Annotated in this window: 15 protein-coding genes; 7 read left to right on the top strand and 8 right to left on the bottom strand. The window is 49.2% G+C overall.

Translation table 11 applies throughout. The annotated features are described in order from the left end of the window. Positions 1-186: 186 nt before the first annotated feature. The 7 genes from rpsA to gyrA form a co-directional block, all read right to left on the bottom strand. Positions 187-1,866: a 30S ribosomal protein S1 gene (gene rpsA / locus ACO6VG_RS19785; protein ID WP_317146341.1), complete on the bottom strand. Its 1,680-nt coding sequence runs from the start codon at positions 1,864-1,866 to the stop codon at positions 187-189. Between the two features lie 246 nt (positions 1,867-2,112). Continuing rightward, positions 2,113-2,811 (bottom strand): (d)CMP kinase, encoded by a 699-nt coding sequence (gene cmk, locus ACO6VG_RS19790; protein ID WP_422133900.1) that lies wholly within the window; start codon positions 2,809-2,811, stop codon positions 2,113-2,115. A 173-nt stretch (positions 2,812-2,984) separates the two neighbouring features. Beyond that, entirely contained in the window at positions 2,985-3,947 is a 963-nt protein-coding gene (locus tag ACO6VG_RS19795) for a prephenate dehydrogenase/arogenate dehydrogenase family protein (RefSeq protein ID WP_422138067.1), read from the bottom strand. A gap of 114 nt (positions 3,948-4,061) precedes the next feature. Then, the gene (hisC, locus tag ACO6VG_RS19800) at positions 4,062-5,171 is read right to left on the bottom strand and encodes a histidinol-phosphate transaminase (RefSeq protein WP_422138068.1); all 1,110 of its coding nucleotides are present in this window, start codon (positions 5,169-5,171) and stop codon (positions 4,062-4,064) included. Positions 5,172-5,281: 110 nt separating this feature from the next. Next, entirely contained in the window at positions 5,282-6,367 is a 1,086-nt protein-coding gene (gene pheA, locus ACO6VG_RS19805; RefSeq protein WP_422133903.1) for a prephenate dehydratase, read from the bottom strand. 99 nt (positions 6,368-6,466) lie between these two features. Further along, a complete protein-coding gene (gene serC / locus ACO6VG_RS19810) occupies positions 6,467-7,585 on the bottom strand; it encodes a 3-phosphoserine/phosphohydroxythreonine transaminase (protein WP_422475258.1) in 1,119 nt (372 codons plus the stop codon). Positions 7,586-7,725: 140 nt separating this feature from the next. After that, entirely contained in the window at positions 7,726-10,347 is a 2,622-nt protein-coding gene (gene gyrA / locus ACO6VG_RS19815; RefSeq protein ID WP_422138069.1) for a DNA gyrase subunit A, read from the bottom strand. A gap of 532 nt (positions 10,348-10,879) precedes the next feature. Here gyrA and ubiG point away from each other — a divergent pair. The 4 genes from ubiG to ACO6VG_RS19835 all read left to right on the top strand — a co-directional run bounded on the left by ubiG (position 10,880) and on the right by ACO6VG_RS19835 (position 14,866). Continuing rightward, positions 10,880-11,587, top strand: coding sequence for a bifunctional 2-polyprenyl-6-hydroxyphenol methylase/3-demethylubiquinol 3-O-methyltransferase UbiG (ubiG, locus tag ACO6VG_RS19820; protein ID WP_422137110.1), 708 nt, complete (start codon positions 10,880-10,882; stop codon positions 11,585-11,587). An 8-nt stretch (positions 11,588-11,595) separates the two neighbouring features. Then, positions 11,596-12,315, top strand: a complete 720-nt coding sequence (locus ACO6VG_RS19825; RefSeq protein WP_422133906.1) for an HAD family hydrolase — start codon at positions 11,596-11,598, stop codon at positions 12,313-12,315. Beyond that, entirely contained in the window at positions 12,308-13,081 is a 774-nt protein-coding gene (locus tag ACO6VG_RS19830; RefSeq protein ID WP_422133907.1) for a YciK family oxidoreductase, read from the top strand. The genes ACO6VG_RS19825 and ACO6VG_RS19830 overlap by 8 nt, the downstream gene beginning before the upstream one ends. A 144-nt stretch (positions 13,082-13,225) precedes the next feature. Next, positions 13,226-14,866, top strand: a complete 1,641-nt coding sequence (locus tag ACO6VG_RS19835; RefSeq protein ID WP_422133908.1) for an HAD family acid phosphatase — start codon at positions 13,226-13,228, stop codon at positions 14,864-14,866. On the opposite strand, the gene ACO6VG_RS19840 is transcribed toward ACO6VG_RS19835, so the two are convergent. Continuing rightward, on the bottom strand, positions 14,838-15,242 hold the full coding sequence (locus ACO6VG_RS19840) for a PPC domain-containing DNA-binding protein (RefSeq protein ID WP_422138072.1): 405 nt from the start codon (positions 15,240-15,242) through the stop codon (positions 14,838-14,840). The genes ACO6VG_RS19835 and ACO6VG_RS19840 overlap by 29 nt on opposite strands. A gap of 449 nt (positions 15,243-15,691) precedes the next feature. Between ACO6VG_RS19840 and ACO6VG_RS19845 the strand changes: the two genes are divergently transcribed. The 3 genes from ACO6VG_RS19845 to mukB are packed head-to-tail and all read left to right on the top strand — an operon-like array spanning position 15,692 to position 22,186. Then, on the top strand, positions 15,692-17,044 hold the full coding sequence (locus tag ACO6VG_RS19845; protein ID WP_422475260.1) for a hypothetical protein: 1,353 nt from the start codon (positions 15,692-15,694) through the stop codon (positions 17,042-17,044). Then, complete coding sequence (locus ACO6VG_RS19850; RefSeq protein ID WP_422133911.1) at positions 17,034-17,786, top strand: chromosome partition protein MukE; 753 nt, start codon at positions 17,034-17,036, stop codon at positions 17,784-17,786. The genes ACO6VG_RS19845 and ACO6VG_RS19850 overlap by 11 nt, the downstream gene beginning before the upstream one ends. Continuing rightward, positions 17,783-22,186 carry a chromosome partition protein MukB gene (mukB, locus tag ACO6VG_RS19855; RefSeq protein WP_422475262.1) on the top strand — a complete coding sequence of 1,468 codons (4,404 nt, stop codon included), beginning with the start codon at positions 17,783-17,785 and terminating at the stop codon, positions 22,184-22,186. Before ACO6VG_RS19850 ends, mukB begins: the two co-directional genes overlap by 4 nt. Positions 22,187-22,232 lie beyond the last annotated feature (46 nt).

A 22,232-nucleotide genomic window follows, 5' to 3' on the forward strand; every position in this document is an offset into this window, starting at 1 on the left:
ATTAGCCGGACACCCGATAATTCAGGCAGCCCCGAACCTGACAGGGATTACAGATAATTCCTACCCTAGCCAACCCGATTCAATAAATCAAGCAACCTATTGATTACCATAAAAAAAACCGCAGCTCGGGCTGCGGTTTTTTTTATGGTAAAAGAAAGCTTCATCAGAAGCTTTCTCCAACAAGTATTACTTGTTTTCCATCTGAGCCTTGATCAGGTCACCGATGGTGGTAGGGCCGGAAGTCTCGTCTTCCTGCTTCGCACGCAGTTCTTTCATGGCCGCTTTCTCTTCAGCCTGATCCTTCGCCTTGATGGACAGGGAGATATTGCGGTTCTTACGATCGATACTGATGATGCGGGCTTCTACTTCTTCGCCTTCTTTCAGGACGTTGGTAGCGTCTTCAACGCGATCAACACTGATTTCAGAAGCTTTCAGAGTAGCCAGAACGTCTTCAGCCAGTTCTACGGTAGCTGCCTTGGCTGTCACTTCCTTGATCACACCCTTAACGATGGAACCTTTTTCATTCAGGCCAGCGAAAGAGTTGAATGGATCTTCGGACAGTTGCTTGATACCCAAAGAGATACGCTCACGCTCAGCGTCGATCGCCAGGATAACAGCTTCAACTTCGTCACCTTTACGGTACTTGCGAACAGCTTCTTCGCCAGTTTCATTCCAGGAGATATCAGACAGGTGAACCAGACCGTCGATGCCGCCATCCAGACCAATGAAGATACCGAAGTCAGTGATAGACTTGATCTTACCAGCCAGTTTGTCGCCCTTGTTGAAGGAACCGGAGAACTCTTCCCATGGGTTCTGCTTGCACTGCTTGATACCCAGAGAGATACGACGACGCTCTTCGTCGATGTCCAGAACCTGAACTTCAACTTCATCACCCAGAGCAACCACCTTGGATGGGTGGATGTTCTTGTTAGTCCAGTCCATTTCAGAAACGTGAACCAGACCCTCAACACCTTCTTCCAGCTCAACAAAGCAGCCGTAGTCGGTCAGGTTAGTGATTCGACCGGAAACACGGGTACCTTCAGGGAAGCGTTTGGTGATAGCCACCCAAGGATCTTCACCCAGCTGCTTCAGACCCAGGGATACGCGGTTACGGTCGCGGTCAAACTTCAGAACCTTGACGTTGATTTCGTCACCAACGTTCACAATCTCGCTTGGATGCTTGATGCGCTTCCAGGCCATATCAGTAATATGCAGCAGACCGTCAACACCGCCCAGATCAACGAATGCACCGTAGTCGGTCAGGTTCTTGACGATACCTTTAACTTCCAGACCTTCCTGCAGAGACTCCAGCAGCTGCTCGCGCTCAGCGCTGTTTTCAGCTTCTAGAACGCTGCGACGGGAAACGACTACGTTGTTACGTTTCTGGTCCAGCTTGATAACCTTGAATTCCAGCTCTTTGCCTTCCAGGTGAGCTGTGTCACGAACCGGACGCACGTCAACCAGAGAGCCAGGCAGGAAGGCACGAATAGTGTTAACGTCAACAGTAAAGCCACCCTTGACCTTACCGGAAATAACACCTTTAACGATCTCTTCAGCTTCGAAGGCTTTTTCGAGTTCGCCCCAAGCTTCCATACGCTTGGCTTTTTCACGGGAAAGACGGGTTTCACCGAAACCATCTTCAACCGCGTCAAGAGCAACCTGAACTTCGTCGCCGACAGCGATGGTCAGTTCACCCTGTTCGTTCAGGAACTGAGCTTTTGGGATAACACCTTCAGACTTCAGGCCTGCGTGGACAGTAACCCAGTCGCTGTCGATATCGACAACCTGACCGCTAACAATAGCGCCCGGCTTCATTTCGATATCTTTCAGGCTTTCTTCAAACAGTTCAGCAAAGCTTTCGCTCATGGTCATTCCTATCAATCAGCACTTCAATCAACACCACCTCAGAAAAGCAGTGACTACCGATCGCATGCTGGCCACACCGCCAGTCAGTGTGGGTTGTTTTTCAAAAAACACCGTATGGTTGTAACTGGCAATCTGCACCACACGGCTATTCACGCCGGTCTTTCCGGAAGTCGGTCAGACCACCTCGATATAAACAGGCTGTCGAGCTCCTCAACAACCAGCAGGTTCCGAAATGATTAACGTTAATCAGATCAGGCCATTCTGTCGCATGACATCCACTACACGACTGAAGACTTCCTGAATACTCAATCTGGTGCTGTCCAGAACAATAGCATCATCGGCGGGTTTCAGCGGGGCGACATCGCGATTCATGTCACGCTCGTCCCTGGCAAGAATGTCAGCTAAAAGCTGGTCAAAGCTAGCATCAATACCTTTCTGTTGCAACTGATTTTGACGGCGTTTCGCCCGCTCTTCCGGACTGGCTGTAAGGTAAACTTTGACGTTAGCATGGGGGAATACCACAGTTCCCATATCCCTTCCATCGGCAACCAGACCCGGAGCTTCTGCAAAGTCCTGCTGACGCCTCAAAAGAGCCTTCCTGACACCCGGCAAAGCCGCCACCTGAGAAGCTTTGGCTCCCACCTCTTCGGTCCTCAGATTAGCGCCAACGCGCTCACCCTCAAGAACGATTTTCAGACCTTCACCATCAGCACCCGGTTCAAATTGCACATCCAGGTGACCTGCTAAAACTTCCAGTGAATTTTCATCGGAAAAATCCACCCCGTGATTCATGGCCGCCAGCGCCGTCAGTCGATACAAAGCACCACTGTCGAGCAGATGCCAGTCAAACTCTTTCGCCAGCAGAGCCGCAACCGTTCCTTTCCCGGAACCGCTGGGACCATCAATAGTTACGACCGGCACGCTTATATATGAAGAAGTTTTCATTGACTGACTCTCTAATCCATGAAGTAATTAAGAATTACTTCTGTCGCTGCAGACATATCAATATCTCTCACGCTTGAATACCTTCTGTAGAGAGCGCCAGACCCGCATCGAAAGCCGGGTTGACGAAGTTAGCTAAGGATGTGACCACACTGGCACAATCCGGAATACGAATCTCAGCTTAGGGAATCAACCTGATTCTCATCAAGGGTATTCATACGGGCTCTTTTTTCCAGAATACTGGCAAAGTGCTGCCGTGCAGACTGGGCTCGCTCAAAACTCGCCAGTATCCCTTTGCTGTCTTTCTCAACGATGGCTTGACGAAGATGAGTCAAGCCCTCAGAAAACTGATCCAGCGAGGAAATAATAGCCTCGCTATTACCCAGAGCAATATCGTGCCACATGATCGGATCACTGCCAGCAATGCGGGTAAAGTCTCTAAACCCTCCGGCGGCGTAACGAAAGATATCCTGATTTTCAGGATTGCCCGCCAGCGTATCCACCAGTGAAAACGCCAGGAGATGAGGCAAATGGCTCGTCATTGCCAGCACTTCATCGTGACGCCGAAAATCCATAGCGTTGACCTGGGCACCACAGCATTGCCAGAGATGCCTGACGAGGGATAAAGCGGCAGTATCAGTGTTCTCCAGCGGTGTCAGGATCACCTTATGATTCTTGAACAGTCCGGCCCTGGCAGCAGTGACTCCGCTTTTTTCGGAACCGGCGATGGGATGACCCGGCACCAGATTCTCAGGTACACAGTCAAATATTTCCCGGGCAGCCTGGACCAGTACGCCTTTGCAACTACCCACATCCGTCATCACTTTGTCAGTGAGATCGAGACCCTTAAGTTGCCGGAGTAATTTTGGCATAGCCAGCATGGGAACTGATAGCAGGATAACATCAGCCTTGCTGACGGCGGATTCAAAATCTGTACAACCTTCTGCCACGATTCCCAGGGAAAGGGCTGCTTCGATGTTTTCGCCCTTGAGATCAAAACCCATCAGATGAAAGTTTTCACTGCACTCTCTGAGGGAAGCTGCAAATGATCCTCCAATAAGGCCCAGCCCGACCACCAGAATATTCAGTGGGGTACCGGTCTTGTTTTGCTCTATCACTACACGTTCAACCTTTTTCAAAAACCACTTTCAAATGTCTGTCGAATGAAAATGGCGACAGCCTCTTCAGACTAATAACTATCGTACAGGGCTGTATTTCGCTCAGGGCTGTATTTCGCTCAGGGCTGTTATCACTCAAGACTGTTTAAGAGCGGACAGTGCTTCCAGAAAACGACGGTTCTCTTCTTCCAGACCAACGGAAACCCGGAGGTGCCCCGGCATTCCATAATTGCCAAGAGGTCTAACAATGACGCCCTGTTTGAGTAAGCGCTGATAACACTCCACACCTTCCATGCCAGCATCAAAAGTAATGAAGTTGCCATTGGATGGAATGTAATCAATATTCATGGACTTCAGACCCGCTTCAATCTGAGCCATTCCATCCTGGTTAACCTGTCTGGAACGGTTCAGGTATTCTTCGTCATTAAGAACAGCAACCGCTGCCGCCTCAACAAGATTATTAACATTAAAAGGCTGTCGTAATCGGTTGATAATAGAGGCTATTTCAGCGCTTGAAACAGAATAACCGATTCGACCACCCGCCAGACCGTAGGCTTTTGAGAATGTTCTGACCACTACAAGATTGGGGTATTCTTTCAGCAGCGCAATACCATCCGGGTAATCACTCTCCATGACATACTCAAAGTAAGCTTCATCCAGAACAACAATAACCCCTTCAGCTAGTTTACCCAGAAAGGCACGCAACTCTGTTTCTGAAAAACGGGTACCTGTCGGATTATTAGGATTAGCCAGAAATACGATACGGGTATCAGAACGAACCGCTTTGGCCATCGCTTCCAGATCATGCCCCCAGTTTTTAGCCGGAACCACAATGCTTTCAGCCCCGCTCGCCTGAACTGCAATGGGATAAACCGCAAAGGCGTATTCAGAGAACACGGCTGAGAATCCTTCTTTCAGGTAGCACTGCGCCAACAGAACCAGAACATCATTGGAACCGTTACCAAAGGTTATCTGATCAGGATCAACCGCCAGCTTTCTGCAGAGAGTATCACGCAGATTGTAAAGACTGCTGTCCGGGTATCGGGCCAGCTCGGCCATCATTGCGGCAATGGCTTCACAAGAAGACTGAGCCGCCCCAAGAGGATTCTCATTGCTGGCCAGCTTAACAATACTGCTGGCATCCAGACCCTGTTCGCGCGCCAGCTCTTCCACAGGCTTTCCGGGAAGATAAGGATTCAGGGCACGTATTCCCGGTACGGCAAGCTTTGTAAAATCACAACCCATGTTTCACCTGTATATTCACCATCTACTCGTCCCCACACTGAAACCAGGGCTTTTAGACAGCCTCCAGAGGCAGGGACGAAAAATTGCTTCAATCGCGCATGGCTGTTTTGTTAAAGAACACCCTTCGGATAAGAGCCCAGAACACGGAGGTCATTCACTCTGTCAGCCAACTTTCCCAGCACTTTCTGGATAACCGGATCGTCTTGATGACCTTCAAAATCAATGAAAAAGACATAGTTCCAGATGCCGGTACGGGATGGACGGGTTTCCACTCGGGTGAGATCCACATCATGAACATCGAACGCTTCAAGAATCGAATGCAGAGCACCGGACTGGTTTCTCATGCTGACGACAATTGAGGTTTTGTCTTCACCGCTGACGGGCACATCCTGATGACCAATAATCAGGAAGCGAGTGGAATTGTCGGGTTGATCCTCGATTTTCTCAGAGATTTTTTCCAGACCATAAATGTCAGCAGCCATATCACCAGCAATGGCCGCAGAGTTCCATTCACCCCTGATACGCTTGGCCGCCTCCGCATTGGAGCTGACCGCTACTCTTTCGGCCATTGGCCAGTGAGCATCCAGCCATTTACGACACTGTGCCAGTGACTGGGCGTGGGAGTAAATACGGGTAATATTGTCACGACGAGTGTTTTCAGAAACCAGCAGGTGCTGATGAATTCTCAATACAACTTCACCACAGATTTTCAGAGATGAATCCATGAAGCTGTCCAGAGTATGACTGACCACGCCTTCCGTTGAATTCTCAACAGGCACAACACCGTAGCTTACAGCTCCAGCCGTCACCTCCCTGAATACCTCATCAATCGCTGCCATAGGGACAGAAATCGCTGAATGGCCAAAGTGCTTCAAGGCCGCCTGTTGGGTAAAGGTGCCTTCCGGACCAAGAAATGCCACTCGGACGGGCTCCTCAAGGGCCAGACAGGCTGACATAATCTCCCTGAACAATCGAGCCATTTCTTCATCGTCCAGTGGACCATTGTTCCGTTCCATCACCCGACGCAAAACCTGGGCTTCACGTTCCGGGCGATAAAATACTGCCGCAGCGTCTTCAGTCTGCTTGACCCTGGCCACTTCCTGAGCGCAGCGTGCACGCTCACTGATCAGCTTCAGAATATCCTGGTCAAGTTTGTCAATTTTTGTCCGCAACCCCTTCAACTTATCATCTGTCATAATGTTCTCTGCGTTTAACTGTAATGACCAGAGCCGTGCAATCAGCGGCTGGCAATCCTGCGAGCTTTGTGATTGAGATTGCAACGGATCAAGAATTTGTTATCCAAATTTTCTTTCGAATTCACGCATAAAAGCAATCAACGCATCGACATGCTCTTCCGGTACTGCATTATAAATACTGGCCCGCATACCGCCTACTGCCTTGTGACCCTTAAGGTAAAGAAAGCCATTCTTTTCAGACTCTGCCAAAAAGACTTTGTCCAACTCAGGGTCAGTCAGTGTAAAGGGTACATTCATTCTTGAACGCCATCGAGGGTCCACCTTGTTGTGATAAAAACCGGACTCATCAATCACCTGGTAAAGCTTGCCGGATTTGCGGGCATTGACCTGGTCGATCACCTCCAGCCCCCCCTGCTCCTTCAGCCACTCAAACACCAGACCGGCCAGATACCAGGCAAAGGTTGGCGGGGTGTTGTACATGGAATCCTTGTCCGCCTGCACTCGATAATCAAAAACAGCAGGACAACTGGAATGTCCTCGACCCAGGAGATCGTCACGCACGATGACCACTGTCAATCCTGCCGGACCAATATTTTTCTGGGCACCGGCATAGATAACCCCAAAACGGCCGACATCAACAGGCCCGGACAGGATATTGGATGACATATCTGCTACCAGCGGGACATCCACTGAATCCGGTATAAACGGAAATTCAAGACCACCAATAGTTTCGTTTGGCGTGTAATGGACATAAGCCGCATCTGAACTGAAGCGCCATTCACTTTCTTCCGGCATGGTATGGAATGAAGCTCCCTTACCGTCAGCAATAACATTGACATTCAAATAACGCTGAGCTTCCTTGATAGCTGATTGAGCCCAGTACCCACTATTGACATAGTCGGCGCTATTTTTCTCACCTCTCAGATTCAGCGGGACGGCAGCAAACTGCCCACGGGCACCCCCCTGTAAAAACAGAACCTTGTAGTTTTCAGGAATCTTCAAAAGCTCACGCAGATTTTGCTCCGCCTGCTCTGCGACTTTGAGAAAGGATTTCCCTCTGTGACTGACTTCCATAATGGAAGCCCCTTCACGGTTGTAGTCCAGCAGCTCATCACGAGCACGCTCAAGCACCGACTTTGGCAAAGGCGCCGGACCCGCCGAAAAGTTATAGGTATGCCCTTTTGGGTCAGCCAGTGTTTTTGCCAATAGATTGTTCATACCATCCTCCCATACAGCCAGACTCGTCGATTCAGAAATGCGTAACTGCCGCTGAAATTGCTCCTGCATCTCAGGGATAAATTACATCCCGGCAAGTAAAACGCCAGCATGATGCTGGCGTTAAATTATGGAATACAGAATCAGCCTTCCTGCCCTTCATCAGGTTCGGCCTGAGAGGTTTCTTCCCCAGCCTCTTCGGTTTCATTGCCCTCAGCTGAATACTCTGGCTCTTCCGGCTCCTCAACCCTGGCAACACCGACCAGCTTCTCGCCTTCCTGAACCTTGATCAGGGTAACACCCTGGGTATTACGACTCATGACAGATATTTCATCGACACGGGTTCTCACCAGGGTCCCCTGATCAGAGATCAACATGATCTCTTCTCCATCCTGCACCTGAATAGCACCAACCAGCTCACCGTTCCGATCGGTACATTGCATGGAAATAACCCCTTGACCACCACGCCCGGTGATTCTGAAATCTTCTACCGCCGTACGTTTACCGAAACCATTCTGACTGACGGTCAGAATCTGGGTGTCGTTTTCGGGAATAATCAGAGAGATAACTCTTTGTGCATCCTGTAACTTGACACCACGCACACCTCTGGCAGTTCTGCCCATGGCGCGCACGTCAGTCTCTTCGAAGCGGATCGCTTTTCCGGCGTTGGAAAGCAGCATAACCTGTTTCTCACCGGTAGTAATTTCAGCACCCACAAGAGTATCGCCTTCATCAAGACCCAGGGCAATCAGACCACTGGTTCTTGGACGGGAAAACTGCTCCAGAGGCGTCTTCTTAACCGTTCCCGCAGCCGTTGCCATAAAGACAAAGTGACCTTCGGTATACTCTTCTACAGGCAGCATCGCCGTAATCCGCTCATCCTCTTCCAGAGGCAGGATATTCACAATTGGGCGGCCACGTGAAGTACGGCCAGCTTCCGGAATCTGATAGACCTTCAACCAATAGACCTTACCCCTGCTGGAGAAACAAAGAATCTGGGTATGGGTATTGGCCACCAACATATGTTCAACATAATCTTCGTCTTTTACCGAAGCGGCAGACTTACCCCGACCACCACGGCGCTGTGCCTGGTAGGTGTCGAGCGATGTGGTTTTTGCATAACCACCATGAGACAGAGTGACGACCATGTCTTCTTCAGAAATCAGATCTTCAACGGTCAGATCCCGGCGTGAACTGGTGATTTCAGTGCGACGCTCATCGCCATACTCTTCAACCACTTTTTCCATCTCTTCGCGGATGACTTCCATCAAACGCTCAGAGCTGGAAAGAATGAGTAGTAACTCGGCAATTTTTTCCAGCAGCTCGCGGTATTCACTGAGCAGTTTTTCATGCTCCAGGCCAGTCAGTCTGTGCAGACGCATGTCCATAATTGCCTGAGCCTGAGCCGGGGACAAATAGTAGAGACCATCCTCTCTCATGCCAAACTCTGCAGGTAATTCTTCAGGTCGACAGGCATCGGCTCCGGCACGCTCTGCCATTTCCAGCACGTGACCGGGCTGCCACCCTTGAGCCACCAGTTTCTCTTTAGCTTCTGCAGGCGTTGGAGAATCCTTGATCAAGGCAATTACCGGATCAATATTGGAAAGCGCTACGGCCAGACCTTCCAGCAAATGACCCCGCTCACGCGCTTTTCGCAGCTCATAAACGGTTCTGCGGGTCACCACTTCACGACGGTGGCGAATGAAGGCTTCCAGCATCTCCTTGAGATTCAGGAGTTTTGGCTGACCATCCACCAGCGCAACATTGTTGATACCAAATACGCTTTCAAGCTGGGTTTGGGCATAGAGGTTGTTGAGTACTACGTCAGCCACCTCGCCACGACGCAGCTCAATCACGACCCGCATACCGTCTTTATCGGACTCGTCGCGCAGCTCGGAAATGCCCTCAATTTTCTTGTCTTTAACCAGCTCGGCGATCTTTTCAATCAGCCGGGCCTTATTCAGCTGATAAGGAAGCTCGGTAACAATGATGGTACTTTTGTTTCTCTTCTCATCGTGCTCAATATCCGCTCGGGCACGAATATAGATGCGACCACGCCCGGTTCGATAGGCCTGCAAAATGCCCGCACGACCATTAATAATGCCAGCCGTCGGGAAATCCGGACCCGGAATGTATTCCATCAGGTCATCAACAGACAGACTCTCATCATCAATAAGCGCCAGACAACCTTTGACCACTTCAGTCAGATTATGAGGAGGTATATTGGTTGCCATACCGACGGCAATACCGGCAGCGCCATTCACCAGGAGATTGGGAATGCGGGTAGGCATAACAGCAGGGATCTGTTCCGTGCCATCATAGTTAGGCACGTAATCGACCGTTTCCTTATCCAGGTCAGCCATGATGTCATGACTGATCTTCTGCATCCGGATTTCGGTATAACGCATGGCCGCTGCAGAGTCACCATCCACGGAACCAAAGTTACCCTGCCCGTCTACCAGCATATATCGCAGAGAGAATGGCTGAGCCATACGAACAATGGTGTCATATACTGCAGAGTCACCGTGGGGATGATATTTACCGATCACATCACCCACCACACGAGCTGATTTTTTGTAGGGCTTATTCCAATCATTGCCCAGCTCGTTCATTGCGAAGAGAACTCGCCGATGGACCGGCTTGAGTCCGTCACGTACATCGGGCAGTGCCCGCCCGACGATGACACTCATGGCATAGTCCAGATAGGACTGCTTGAGTTCGTCTTCGATGTTTACCGGAAGAATCTCTTTGGCGATATCAGTCATGTAAACCCAGTCGTCCTTTAGCTTGCGCCCAACGGATACCAGTCAGCACCCTTTCTCAACCCGGAAGGCCGGAAACCCGAACAATTCAATCAACACGCAGCCATGTGGAAGCAATCATTCAGTTCCTGTCTGAATAGAAAGGAGCGTTGAAATGAATTTAACGATAAAAAGGGCATGGCTACTTTTTTCATATTAAGTAGGAAATAATACCACAGCTGCCAGCCCTACTGCGAGCAAGTCTATGCGTTGACAACAATATTTGTGAATAAAAAATGACACAGAAGTACGACATAGTAACTCTTTAGTATCCGGATAACAGGAATACTTAACTCTGATAACTCTGTCTGTATAATGCAGACAAGAATACAAACTGCGCTGTTACTTTCGGAAATCAACCGACTCTCGAAATTGGTTTTTTGCGTTATTCTTCGCATAAAGCGGTTTTCAGAGAGACCCGCTTCCCGGCGCACATTCAACACAACCGCATGAGAATCTGGACACTATGACTGCAAACCAGGACGAACCACGCCCAGTGCAAAACGTCGATCCAGCCGAAATTGCTAAATTTGAAGAGTTGGCCAGCCGTTGGTGGGACATGGAGGGTGAATTCAAGCCACTGCACGAAATCAATCCGCTGCGCCTCAACTACATCGACGAGCGAGTGGGTCTGGCCGGAAAAAAAGTACTGGACGTTGGCTGTGGTGGCGGCATTCTCAGCGAATCCATGGCACTTCGCGGCGCAGAGGTGACTGGCATCGACATGGGCGACGCGCCACTTTCTGTAGCTCGCCTGCACAGCATGGAAAGTGAAGTCGAAGTCAATTATCGTAAAATTCCGGTGGAAGAGCTGGCAGAAGAGATGCCCGGCACCTTTGATGTTGTCACCTGCCTTGAAATGCTGGAACACGTTCCCGAACCTGCATCCGTTATTCGCGCCTGTGAAAAGCTGCTCAAACCCGGCGGAAAGATCTTCTTTGCTACGATAAACCGCAACACCAAATCCTGGCTATTTGCCATTGTCGGAGCCGAGTATGTTCTAAAAATGCTACCCAGGGGTACACATGAGCACAGTAAATTCATTAAACCCCATGAACTCTGTAGCTGGATGCGCCAGACCGATCTAGAAGTACACGACATGACAGGCATGGTTTTCAACCCGTTTACTGGCGTTTATTCCCTCAAGAAGTCAGACACTGACGTTAATTACCTGATCTACGGCAGCAAACCAGAGCCCCAATGAGAATCCCGATGAGCCAAACGAACGCCATTGAAGGTATTTTTTTTGATCTGGACGGCACATTGCTGGACACCTCGGAAGACTTTATTTTCACCGTTAACAAAATGCTGGCAGACGACAATATGCCAGCGATTGATAGTGAACTGATTCGAAGCCATGTTTCGGAAGGCTCAAGAAAGCTTGTTCAACTTGCCTATGGTATAGAGCCACCTGATCCGAAGCTCGAAAGCCTCAGAACCAGGCTTCTTGAAGAATACAATGAATATATCAACAATGATCGCAGGGAAAAGGCTGCAAAACTGTACGACGGAATGCCAATGCTGCTGGATACTCTGGATGACAAAACCATTCCCTGGGGAGTCGTCACCAATAAACCTTCAGCTTATGCAAAAATCTTATTGGATCAGGCTGGCTTGAGCCAGCGTTCAAAAACATTGATCTGTCCAGACCATGTCAAACAGACCAAGCCCAACCCGGAAGCTTTGCTGGTAGCTTGCCAGCAAACAGATGCCAACCCGGCAAAGTGCATTTATATAGGTGATCATTTGCGTGATATCGAGGCTGGCAGAAATGCAGGAATGGTGACTATTGCGGCACTCTATGGTTTTATCAGCCCCATAGATACACCGGATCAATGGCACGCTGATTACAAGGTTTCGTCCGCAGAAGAGATTCTTCCGCTGCTGGAAAAGTATAAGTGGCAGCTGCCACGGAGAGCAACGCATGTTTGAATATACCGCACCCGACAACCTCCTCCGGGACAAAATCATCCTGGTCACCGGTGCAGGCAGTGGTATTGGCCGTACGGCAGCCCTGACCTTTGCACGCCACGGCGCAACCGTCATTCTGCTGGGCAGAACCATCAGCAAGCTTGAACAGGTCTATGACGAGATTGAAAAAAATGGCTGGCCCCAGGCAGCTATTTACCCCATGAACCTCGCCGGAGCCTCTGAACAGGACTATGCCAACCTGGCGGAAACTCTGAACAAAGAATTTGGCAGACTGGACGGGCTTCTGCACAATGCAGGTCTGTTGGGCGAACTCAAGACCATTGCACAGTTCGATCTGGACAAATGGAATGAGGTCATGCACGTTAATGTGACCGCCCCCTTTCTGCTCTCCAGAGAACTAATCCCCCTGCTCCGCAAGGCTGAATCGGGTTCTATTGCCTTCACTTCATCCAGCGTTGGCCATAAAGGGCGCGCTCACTGGGGAGCCTATAGCATTTCGAAATTTGCTACCGAAGGGCTTATGCAGGTCATGGCCGACGAAGAGGACGGCCTCAGTCAGGTAAGAGTCAACACGATTAATCCCGGAGGCACCCGCACAGCCATGAGAGCTTCTGCTTACCCCGGAGAGGACCCGATGAGTCGTCCGACGCCTGAAGATATTATGCCAGTCTATCTGTATCTGATGGGAGACGACAGTCACTCAGTCAGCGGCAAAGCCTTTCATGCCCAGCTTCCGGGTGATCCAGAGAACATTGCAACACTCTGACATCGCCGTGTGACCCACTTAAACGGTGGGTCATTATTTACCTTGTCAGCAAACAACCCGTTACAAAAAAACACGCCTTCCCTGAAACCTCGACTAGATTTTATCCTCGAAGCCCGCCGATAAATCGATCAGACAGAGGAATTCATGGCCATAGCTCAAACTTCAATCCTGCTCATAATGGCAGCATACACATCTGCATTGTCAGCACGTCCTGATGATTATTCCCAGAGAGAATTGAATGAAGAAAAAGTCGTTGCGTCCAATTGGCAACAACACTCACCGGAATATGAAGCACTGGTGTACCAGTCTTTTAACATGGCCAGAGACAACCTCAGCAACGCACTGAATCAACTACCGAAAGGCAAGCGTGCAGCGATAGTGACTGATATTGATGACACTTTGATCGAGGGCACCACCTATTTCTCAAGTATGGTGGGGACCGACGGTGCAAGAAACGTCGATGCTACTTTAGCCTGGTGGAAAGATCAGAAGATGGAAGCCTTGCCCGGTGCCTTAGACTTTCTGAATGAGGTTGATAACCAGGGGATAGACATCTTCTATGTCAGCGCTCGTTTTAATGAAGCCAAGGAACTTTCCCTGGCCAAACTAAAACGCTTGGGATTCCCGATCAAAGGAGCTGATTATCTACTCTTTCAGCAAACAGACAATAGAACATTAAGTAAAGAGAACCAACGTCAGAAAATCAGAGACAAGGGCTATCACGTACTGATGCTTCTGGGTGACCAGCTGGATGATCTGGCAGATGTGGAAGGCCATCACTTCAACAGGAGACAACAGTGGGTTCAGCAAAACCGAAGCAGATTCGGCAAAGATTGGATCTTTTTTCCCAACCTTGTCTATGGAAGCTGGGAGCATGCTGTGGTGACGGTGAACTTCAACCAGCTGTCTCCTGATGAGAAGCACGATGCCAAATTGAATGCGCTGAACTATTCTCACTTCGCGCAGATACAGGACCCAACATTTGCACTGCACAACATTAATGCAATGCTGTGGATGAACTCATCAGCGGATTATCATGCCCTGACGCATCAGGCTTACAATCAATCCACAAGAATATTGGCAAAAATGAATCAGAAAACCATGGAGAACCCTGCTATTGTCGTGAACATCAACGGTACCATATTACAATACACCCCCCAAAATCCTGACCTGAACCTACCTGCACCAGGATCAGAACAGAATCTGTTTAACTGGCACCTTGAACAACAAAAAAATGCAAAGCCAACCCCCGGAGCTCCCGAGTTTCTTGCTGGCGCAAAGGAAAAAGGATTTGATATCTTTTATGTCTCCGAAACACCAGTGTCGTCTGGTCGGCAGGGCAACAAGAAAGACATAGAAACGCTTACGGTCAGGAAATTAAGGGAGCTTGGCTACCCCGATGCAGACGAAACCCACGTTTTATTAAAAGGTGAACACTGCACTGAGGTCGAGCTGAAGAACTGCACAAAAACTTCTCAGCGACATGCGATCACCAGCGGACAGGTTGATAGAAAAAAACATCAGATCGCACTTTATATTGGTGACACACTCTCTGACTTTGGCCTTGAAGAAAATGGCTTTGACCCGGACCTGAAAGCATCCGTGGCAGCCAATAAAGACAGGTTTGGCCGTCAGTATATGATCATTCCCAACCCATTAAATACACGTCGACTTGTTACCATCTACAGCGATTATGCCGGTAAGCACATTGGTGATTTATCGAGTGAAGAGCAAGCCAACATCAGACGAAAATTGATCAGGAACTGGCCTGCGAAGCCTTTTTGACCACCAGCTCCAGATAACCTGTTTCATCATCTGCTTCCCGGGTGAAACAGGTATCGTCAAGAATACCCACAACTATTTCTGCTGTGGTTTCAATAATCGACCCCGGTTTTAAGTGACCACCAAAAACACGCCCTTCCTTGTCCGCCACACAGATATGCAAATGGAGCCCTGATGGACAACAGGTGCCAGAAAGAGAAAGAATTTCGAAGGGGCCCTGAAGTATCTTCTCCTGCTCTGCTCCGGCCAATCTGAGCGACAACACTTTCAGACTTCCCACGCAGGATAACAGAAAGGCTGCAGGCCATTCCTTGGCAAGGGTCAGGAGTTCGAAATAGAGATCATCGCCAGGAAGCAAACGTTGACTATGCGTTTTCATAACACCCAGATCTGTTTTACCTTAGGAAAGAGCTTAACAAACGCAGAAAAGAAAACAAACTCGCAGAAAAGAACAGGTTACTGACAGAGAGCAAGGGCAGCCCTGAAAAGCCGGGCCACCCTCTTAAAAAGCTCTGCTACCAAGCAGATAACCGGTCGTGACAAAGCGCCGTAAAACCCGGGGCTTACTTTAAGTACCTAACCAGTTACTTAGTCAAATTGTTCAGCATTCCCTATTGTCAGTTGCCCGTATTTCAGTGCCCGTTTTCCTGACTAACTACCTCTGTTTGCACAGTATTATTTACTGCATTTCTTACTGCTTATCAATTCTACTTTACGAGACTCGTTTGGTTTTCCATAATCGTGCCTTGACTCTATCAATGCCATCTCAATCACAGATTCAGCGTGGCATAACATTTATTTTCACATTAAGCAGCTAGGGAGTGCGGATTGACGGCATCTCGTGATATTCCTTCACTGATCAGCAACATTTTAACCAGCGGTCAAAAACTTAACCTGCAACCCGCAGAGCTTGCATTTCTTGCTACCCTGAGATACTGGAGAGATCAGGAATCTCAGCCAGAGTTCAGCGAAGCAGAGCTTCATATCGTCTATGAACAGGTTGATAAACACCGTATAGACAGTGATTCCGTCACATCTGAACGACGCTGCAATGAAACTATTCGTCGAATGATGGATCAAAACCTGCTGATCTGTCTGGAGGGTATCGGTGAAAAACAGCACGCTTACCTGCTTCCTCCCGTTTCAGAACAAATCGTTGAATCCATCTGCACAGGCTTTGACGCCTCCCATACCGCATTGAGCACACTGTTTATGACAGTCGCCAGCCACCTGCGGGAGATCAGGGATGCTGCTATCAATGATGGTAACGATCAGTACTGGCGTCTTCAAATCGAAGCACCCTTGGATGTCACTGTACAGCAACTCGTCACCGCGATTGATCATAGACAGAGACAACTGGACCAGGAAGCCATAGAAACACGGTCTGACGTCGTCGCCTTGCTGAAGCAAGACTGGCAAAATGCCATGACACAGTGTGAACACCTTCTGAATGATACCCAGGACCGATTACAGGATCTTCAACAACTGTTGCTGGCCTCCTGTCATGACCTGAGACAACTTCTGGAAGCCATTTCCCAGACCTGCGAAACAGCGAATAGACATCTTGCAGCCCACTCGGTGTTCAGACTCGAGCAACACCTTGATCGCATTGAGCACTGGAGCGGAGAAAGACTGGCACACTGGGAAAGTTTCCATCAACGCGCCCATCAATATATCCGCCAGTTTATCAACATGGATGAACGCAAAGCCCTGATGGAAAGAACGCTGGACGCCATTCAACAGTATGATCAGAACCCCTGGTATCTCAATCTTTGCAGCGACGCTCCTTTACTTCGACTGAGAGAAATTGATGCGCCCCAGCCTGAAACCACTCAGTCCCGGGTCATCATGGATGAAGAGAGCATGACCGACATGGACGATCTTGAAAGCCGTAAAACAGCGATCGCTCAATGGCTAAAAACACGGGTTTCTGACAAAGGCTATCTTCCCTCCTATGAGGAAGCCTTAAGCGAACTTGCCAACACCCTACCCATGACCGATTTTTTGCAATCTGCGGGCTGGCTGTTCGAAGCCATGACCAGACTGGGCCATTTCCGTAATGCTCAGGATATTCCTGAAAGTTTCTGGCACCAAATCATGCCCAACCTCGAAGCCGAACACCTGCAATTAGAGCTAACAAAACCCATCACATCAGAGAGAGAATCTTCGCTTGAATGCTAACAACCCCTACCAGACTCTGGCCGATGTCATAAACGACGATCTCTTTCCCGAGCTGGACAGCCGACTGCGCCGGGGTGAGCATATTGATGCCAGACATACCCATCTCTATAGCATGTTACAGGCAGGCGAAACCTGGCTTGACGGGCATTACCAGCGTTATGGTATAGATCTGATTTGTGCTCAGGAAGACTATTATTACCTGCAGCCAAAACTGGGCAACAAAAATCTGATTCGCTCTAAAAAGCTCGACGAACTCAGCATGGTTCTGGGCCAGCTTTTGGCCTTGTATCACCTTGACCCGGAACAGCTCGAAGGCGGCGGCTGGATTCACGCGGATTCTTTGTTTGAACGTTTACGGATGCTTGTAGACGACAAGCGGCTGGCACGATTGCTGGACAGAAAGAAAATCGATACCCAGCTGGATCGTGAAAAAGCTATGGAAACCCTCAAGAGGTCACTGCGGCAACTGGCGAAGCTCGGCATGATCCGCATGGATGGCATAAAAGCAGACAGAGTTCAGACCCAATCCCCCCTGATGCGCTTTATTGAACCTGTAAGAAGCAGCCAAATGACCCGGGAAAGTCTGGAAAAGCTGGTGCAATCCGGTTCTATTTCTCTGGAGGCAGACGAAGAAGTGGCAGACGAATCAGTAACGGATGAAACACTAAACAGCGACGAACCGGCAGCAGAAAACAAAGGTTCCGTTGAAGGCAATGAAGAGATTAAGGAAGTCGAAGCATGAGTCAGACACGTACGCAGATTAACAGTCTGACGCTGGTCAACTTTCGAGGGATATTCTTTAAAACTCTCTCATTGCACCAGTGGATGAGCAACCTGATTGGCCATAATGGGGCCGGCAAAACGACCATTATGGGCGCACTGCTGGTTAACCGGGTACCAGACAATCGTCTGGTAAGATTAAGAAACAACTCCGACAGCGGTCAGGATCGCAGCGATAATGGTATCTGGGGACGCATTGACAAAGGCACCTGTTATTCTCTGGTGGATTACACCCTGTACAACGGTGAACGTGTCATCGCCGTCGTCCAGCTAAAGCGCCTTGGAAAGCCCAGAGTCGAGCTGAAAATGTTTGCCATTTCGGGCATAGACCAAGACATATCAGTAAAAGATCTGATGATGAGTCCTGCGGGTGAGAATCGTTACGATGCCCTGGAAGGAAACGCCCTTTCAAATCAGATTGCCATTCAGGGCGGAACACTGAAACGCTTCAAATCTCTCGGCCAGTTTATGGACTGGCAATTTCAGTGCCGGATCATTCCCCGCAGAATGGAAAACATCAGAGACCGCCAGCGTTATTATCGAATGTTGGAAACCAGCCTGTATGGTGGCCTTTCTTCTGAAATGCAAAAAGGGCTCCGGGACTACCTGCTAACATCGGAAGAAAATGTTAAAAAGTCGGTCGGTTCCATGCAGAATGCTTTGCAGGAAACTCGCAAAACACGGGACAGTATTCACCATACCCGTGAAAAACGGGAGCTGATTAAAGAGTTACTGGATTCAAGCTACAAACTGGGCGAAAACATCATAGCATTGGCACAGAGACTTCAGGTCCAACTTGAGCAGTCGCTGATTGATTGCCAGAACCAGACTGAGCGCACTGAGTCAGATATCACAGCTCAACGACAGCAAATCAGCGCAATTGAGCTTGAAATAGAGCAACTGGAAAGTACCAGGGAACAGCTCCAGACTCATGAAACCATGGCCCGTACTCAAAAGGAACAGGCCGAAACACTGGACCGAATCCACACTGAGTCCAGACTGCTGAAACAAGAAAATGACAATATTCATGAACGCCTGCAACAACAGAACGAACAACTTGAAATACTGGAAGCTCAAAAACAGCAACAAAACCAGCAACTGGAACAAATAGAAGAGGACGTTCGATCACTCGTTAAACAGCTGGCTGACGCTGAAGATGCTTATTCTGAAGAAGCCCGTAAAGCCGGACTCTATAATCAGGCTTTAGCCAGCCTTGAAGAGTGTCGCAGCCATCTGTCGGATGCGACCCTGAGTGAAAAAAACCTCAGTCAGATTCTTCAGCAGACGATTGCGCAGCGCAGCGAACTCTCAGCAGAGTATCATGTTAAACGGCCCCTGCTGGAGCAGATGGAAAATATCAGACATCACTTTGATCAGTGTCTACCGATCCTGTCTCTCCTTGAAAACAGTGAAGTGTCTACCGCCAATGTCGGCCAGTTATCAGACAAGTGGATTCAGGTAAAGCGCTCAAAAGAGCATGATACACGTCAAATAAAGGTTATAAAGGACAGGCTGGAATTAACACAACGCAAACTGGCAGAACAACAACGACTTAAAGAAGGCATCGCCAGACTACCCTCCCCCTTCAACCATGCCATAACAAACCATGCACAATGGCTGACTCACCTGAAGCAGGGAGAGACGGACAAAGCCCTGATCAGTGAACAACTGAGTACACTTTCCGATGCCATTCAGGACCTGAAAGTGAAGCAGCAGCAGCTGGAACAACAGCGTTTACAAAAGCAAAAAGATCATACCCAATGGCTGGAATATGAAAGTCTCAAACAACAGCTGTTTGAGCCAAACGACGATATTCAATTAGAACAGCCGGAGGAGCTGAGTACTCTTCGCTATACATTGACCGAACAGCAGAATATCTGCCATCGTCAGGACCTTGGGCTTGAGACCGAACTGAGCACCCTGAGACTCAGGTTGAAAGGGCTTGAAATCTGCGATTCAAAAGAGCAGATCCAGCTGCAAAGACTGGCGGAATTGACAAAGGGTCAGCTGGTAAGCCAGTTCTTTGATGAAGATGAGATTTCACTGGCAGAAGCCGCCTGGCTGGAAGCCAAAATGGGTCCCTTACGCAATGCGCTACTGGTAAAGGATGTTGAGAAGGCAGCGGCACTGATCAGACAGGAAACTGATCGCCCTGACGATGTCTGGTTGCTTGAGGGTGATTCGAGCACCAGCTTTTCTGAAGACCTCTTCATTGAATCACCGTTACATCAGGATGAAGACGGCAGTGTACTGGTGAATCTTTCAAAGAACATTTCCCGTCTCAGCAAGGAACCTGAATTTCCTACTCTCGGTAAACTGGCCCGCGAGAAAGAGAGAGCAAGACTCATTGAACGGGAAGAAAACATTCTCGATGAGAGACAAACGCTGGCCGTCAACCGCAGGAAACTTGAAAAACAGTTTACTCTGCTCGACAGGATGGCACCTTTATCGCAGTGGATTGGCCAGGAGGAGCCTGACCTCCAGTCACTGGCCGTAAGCATTGAAGACTGTCAAAACCAGCTCACATCGTCTCAGGCCACCCGGACTCAGAAAGATACAGAGTTAAAAACGCTTAACCATGTTGTCTCTTTTCTGGCCTCTCAACAATCCAATGCCACTGTTCTTGATGAAGTCGATCTTGCCATGACAGTGGAGAGTCTGGAGTCCCGGCAGACTCAGTGCCTCGAAGCCGCCGAATGGATCAAAATACATTCTGAAAATATCAGTCAACTGGAAAGCAGTCGTTTATACCTTGATACCCCTCCGGCTGAAGACATTGAAGTCTTCAAGGCCAGTCTTGATAAACTCGGCAACCAGATAGCCGAGTCAGGTAAGACTATTGATCTGCTCCAGCGCACAGAACAGACCCTGCCAAACCTGCGCTTTAAAAACTCAGTCCATCGTCAGAACGAAACCAGCTCTTTGAGAGAATCCCTGAAACGGGAATGGGAAGAAAAAGACTCCAGAAAACAGGTCCAACAGAGAGAACTCGAACTCCTTAAGGATCAGCTGCAGGCTCTTAACAGTAATATGTCTGCCGATAAGAGCGTACTGCAACACAATGAAGGTCAGCTCCTGCTCAAAGAAAACGAGATCAAAGGCATCCCACTGGATTGGCATGAAACACTGACAGAGCAGATGAAAGCTCGCTTGGACGAGGTCATCCGGCAACTGAAAGACCTTGAGCCAAAACACAATACCCTGTTCCAGTCAGTCACGGAACGTCGCTCAGAGCTGAATAAACTACAGGATCATTTAGAAGCCCTGCAGAAAGACATTCAATCTATTACCCCAAGGTGCGAGACAGCAAAGCAACAGTGGGCAGCGATTGAGGAGCGTGCCAGTCAGTCCGGTTTAATGAGTCGGCTGCACTCTCAGCAATTACTCCATGAGAGTAATGAAGCGTTAAAAGAAAATATTTCAACCGCCCGGGCGAGATTGGAACAGGCTCTCAAGTCTGAACCTGAAAATACCCTGCTCAGACGCTTGTCCCAAGCCAGTGCTTCCGACTTGCCCGACCTGTTTGAATGTGTTCTTTATGCCCAGCAACTACTGGCAGAGCGAATGGATAAAACCATTTCCAACTCTGATGACCCCAGACAGGCACTGGAACAACTTGAAGAACATCTGGTTCGACTGGAAGAGCGACTCAAGGACGCAGAAGAGCAGTTCCTTGCTGAATCGGAATACATGGGCCAGAACATTCAACGCAGTATTAACAGACAGCGGAAGCAGATTTTTCAACTTAACTCTGCGTTGTCCAGCGTTCACTTTGGCACCATCCGCTCTATCAAAATCGAAGTGCAGGAGATTGAGAGCTTCAAAAAGGTACTGGATGCCCTGCAAAGCCAGTTCTATGGCGATCTTTTCAAACAGCCTGAAATGACCGTTGAAGATGCCCTTGCGGCAATATTCAAACGGGAAACTGGTGGCACCATTACCGGGGAGAAGCTGCTCGATTATCGCGAGTACATCAAACTTAACATTCTGATTCAACGCGCAGGTAGCAGCCAGTTTGAAGCAGCCAATCCGACCAACCTGTCTACCGGTGAAGCCATAGGCACAGGTTTGGCCGTACTCACCATGGTGCTGCACTCCTGGGAATCCCAGAACCGTGAAGGAAACGGCCATGCAGCCAATCGCCTGCTGTTCCTTGATGAGGCGGCGCGACTGGATGCCCGGGCACTCCAGACTCTGGAAGAACTCTGTGCCAATCAGTCATTGCAATTGCTGGTAGGCGCTCCGGACAACGTTCTTCCAAAGAATGGCGTGACGTACCGTATGGTGCGTCTAATGGAACCTTATGAGCACGTTATTTTTTCAGGAGTCAGAAGCAAGCCTGTTGCTTTGGAAAGTGTTTAATGGCTGACTTCCCGATGGAGGAAGACGCTATGATGGCTATCAAGTT

Source organism: Endozoicomonas sp. ALB032, assembly GCF_049310125.1.
Classification (GTDB): Bacteria; Pseudomonadota; Gammaproteobacteria; order Pseudomonadales; family Endozoicomonadaceae; genus Endozoicomonas_A.

Bases quoted from the DNA above. Each gene is read 5' to 3' on its own strand.
- rpsA (WP_317146341.1), bottom strand. From the start codon at position 1,866: ATGAGCGAAAGCTTTGCTGAACTGTTTGAAGAAAGCCTGAAAGATATC.
- cmk (WP_422133900.1), bottom strand. From the start codon at position 2,811: ATGAAAACTTCTTCATATATAAGCGTGCCGGTCGTAACTATTGATGGT.
- hisC (WP_422138068.1), bottom strand. From the start codon at position 5,171: ATGGGTTGTGATTTTACAAAGCTTGCCGTACCGGGAATACGTGCCCTG.
- pheA (WP_422133903.1), bottom strand. From the start codon at position 6,367: ATGACAGATGATAAGTTGAAGGGGTTGCGGACAAAAATTGACAAACTT.
- serC (WP_422475258.1), bottom strand. From the start codon at position 7,585: ATGAACAATCTATTGGCAAAAACACTGGCTGACCCAAAAGGGCATACC.
- gyrA (WP_422138069.1), bottom strand. From the start codon at position 10,347: ATGACTGATATCGCCAAAGAGATTCTTCCGGTAAACATCGAAGACGAA.
- ACO6VG_RS19825 (WP_422133906.1), top strand. From the start codon at position 11,596: ATGAGCCAAACGAACGCCATTGAAGGTATTTTTTTTGATCTGGACGGC.
- ACO6VG_RS19830 (WP_422133907.1), top strand. From the start codon at position 12,308: ATGTTTGAATATACCGCACCCGACAACCTCCTCCGGGACAAAATCATC.
- ACO6VG_RS19835 (WP_422133908.1), top strand. From the start codon at position 13,226: ATGGCCATAGCTCAAACTTCAATCCTGCTCATAATGGCAGCATACACA.
- ACO6VG_RS19840 (WP_422138072.1), bottom strand. From the start codon at position 15,242: ATGAAAACGCATAGTCAACGTTTGCTTCCTGGCGATGATCTCTATTTC.
- mukB (WP_422475262.1), top strand. From the start codon at position 17,783: ATGAGTCAGACACGTACGCAGATTAACAGTCTGACGCTGGTCAACTTT.